We start from the raw sequence: 2,121 nt of genomic DNA, 5'->3' as shown, positions 1-2,121 counted from the left end.
TTTTTGGTGTGGTTAATGTACAAATAAACACTTCCAACGCACTAACCTTTGATGACATCATAAAAATGGTTTCTAATGAAATGAAAGAAAAACTTCAAAAAGAAAAATTAGAAAACTTTATTTATCAAAACACAAAATTAGAAAATAATGTATTAACAAAATTTATTCCATTATTTATAAAAAACTTTGTGGTTAATTTGGATTTTGAATTATTTGAAGATAAATTAAAAACTCTCACATTATCAAACTTTGGAAATATTATTCTTCCAGAAGACATGAAAGAATATATTAATCATTTTGAGGCTGTGGTTTATAATACAATAAATAGTCCATTAAATGTAGGCTTATGCAGTTTTGATGATAAATTATCTATTACATTCAATAGAACAATTATAGAAACAGATATTATAAAACATTTCTTTCAAAATATTTCAAAAGTTACAAAAACAGAAATTTATTCTAATGATTTTGGAGTGTAAAAAAATGCCTTATTGCAACAACTGTAAATTAGAAATAAAAACAAACAAATGCCCATTATGTTTTAGTGAAGTAGAAAATAAAAATACATACAATGAAGAGTACCCTTCTTATGATTGGTATTATAAAAAAATAAAAAAAGTTAATGCCAAAAAGATAGTATCTTTAGTTGCTGTAAGTGCTATCATCATTATAATGCTTGTTAATATATCAACTTCTTCAAAATATAATTGGGCTATGATATCTGCTGTGTCTGTTGCCTCTGCATATTTTACCTATATATGTTTTACAGCTTCTATATTTTATTTGAGACAAAAATTACTTATAGAGTTTTTTATACTTCTTCCTTTGGTGATAATAATAGATATATTCAGCGGATTTTATAAATGGTCTTTTAATTATGTTATGCCTTTTTTATCGCTTGGATTAAATGTTTCAATGCTTATAATAGGCATTATAGACCATAAATATTTTAATGAATATGTTTCTTATATAATTTCTGCAGCTTTTATATCTATATTAATGATTGTTTTACCGCTATTTAATTTTCTATATTGGACTAGTTTGTCTGCTTTTGGTTCGGGTATAATTGTTATTCTTACTATGATTATACTATTTAGAAATGAGTTTATTTTATCTTTGAAAAAAATTTTTAATGCATAAAAAAATATTACACTAAAAAATATTAGGAGTTTTTTATGGATAAGAAAATAAAAAAAACTAAAAAAAATAAAAACTTAATAAAAGAATATTTAAGCTATCCTGTAATGGCTATTAATTTTATTAAGGCAGATAAAAAAATTAAGCCCGCTAAATTTAAATATGACAAAAACAAAAGACAATATATTTTATATTTCCCAGCACAATCAAAAGAAAATGAAAAGCCAAAAAAGCAATTAATAGTATATATACATGGAGGCGGTTGGAGAGAGGGAAGTGCTGATTTATATAGATTTGTTGGAAGGAGATTTGCTAAAGAAGGTTTTAATGCAATACTATTAGGTTATAGATTAAGCAAAAAAGCTAAATACCCAGCACAGATAGAAGATGTATTTAATGGTTTTAATAAATCACTTTCCATATTAAAAGAAAAAAATATAGATTATTCTGATATAGTTGTTGTAGGCTCATCTGCAGGTGCACATTTGGGAGCTTTGCTTGTTTATAATAAAGATATGCAAAAGAAATACAATGTTGATATAAATAATTTTAAAGGATACATCTCATTAGGAGGACCAACAGATTTAAACGTATGCACTAATGAAATTATTACTCCAATGCTTAATCAGCTTTTTGAATGGAATTATAATAGAGATTTAGCAAACCCTTATAACTATGTAGATGGAAGTGAAAAAAATAAAGTGTTATGCATACACTCAGGATTAGACCCTATTTGCGATGTTCAAAACTCAATTAATTTTTCAAACAAAGTTAATAGTTTTAATGATGGATTAGCTAAATGTATAGTATTTGAAAATAAAGATATTTATCATAACAATTTAGTTAATGGCATATTCTTTGAAACTATGGACAGCAACAATATAATGGATGAAGTTTTTAAGTGGATTGAAACATTGTAATATATAAAATTATATTTTATTAATATTTATTTAATTTATTGTTCTTTTTCCCGCAGCTCGCACC

The 2,121-nt window shown here is 24.8% G+C and carries 2 protein-coding genes and 1 pseudogene; all 3 read left to right on the top strand.

All coding sequences use genetic code 11. The annotated features are described in order from the left end of the window. Positions 1-479: pseudogene (locus E6A48_RS10670) on the top strand (alcohol acetyltransferase); the annotation flags it as partial. Between the two features lie 4 nt (positions 480-483). Further along, positions 484-1,140: a DUF6320 domain-containing protein gene (locus E6A48_RS10665; RefSeq protein WP_219710207.1), complete on the top strand. Its 657-nt coding sequence runs from the start codon at positions 484-486 to the stop codon at positions 1,138-1,140. Between the two features lie 35 nt (positions 1,141-1,175). Then, a complete protein-coding gene (locus E6A48_RS10660) occupies positions 1,176-2,057 on the top strand; it encodes an alpha/beta hydrolase (RefSeq protein WP_219710205.1) in 882 nt (293 codons plus the stop codon). The last annotated feature ends 64 nt before the right edge of the window (positions 2,058-2,121 follow it).

The organism is Brachyspira pilosicoli, from assembly GCF_019402445.1.
GTDB classification, from domain to species: Bacteria; Spirochaetota; Brachyspiria; order Brachyspirales; family Brachyspiraceae; genus Brachyspira; species Brachyspira pilosicoli_B.
The sequence above is the reverse complement of the archived record's forward strand: the minus strand, read 5'-3'. Positions and strand labels throughout refer to the sequence as shown.

Bases quoted from the DNA above. Each gene is read 5' to 3' on its own strand.
- E6A48_RS10665 (WP_219710207.1), top strand. From the start codon at position 484: ATGCCTTATTGCAACAACTGTAAATTAGAAATAAAAACAAACAAATGC.
- E6A48_RS10660 (WP_219710205.1), top strand. From the start codon at position 1,176: ATGGATAAGAAAATAAAAAAAACTAAAAAAAATAAAAACTTAATAAAA.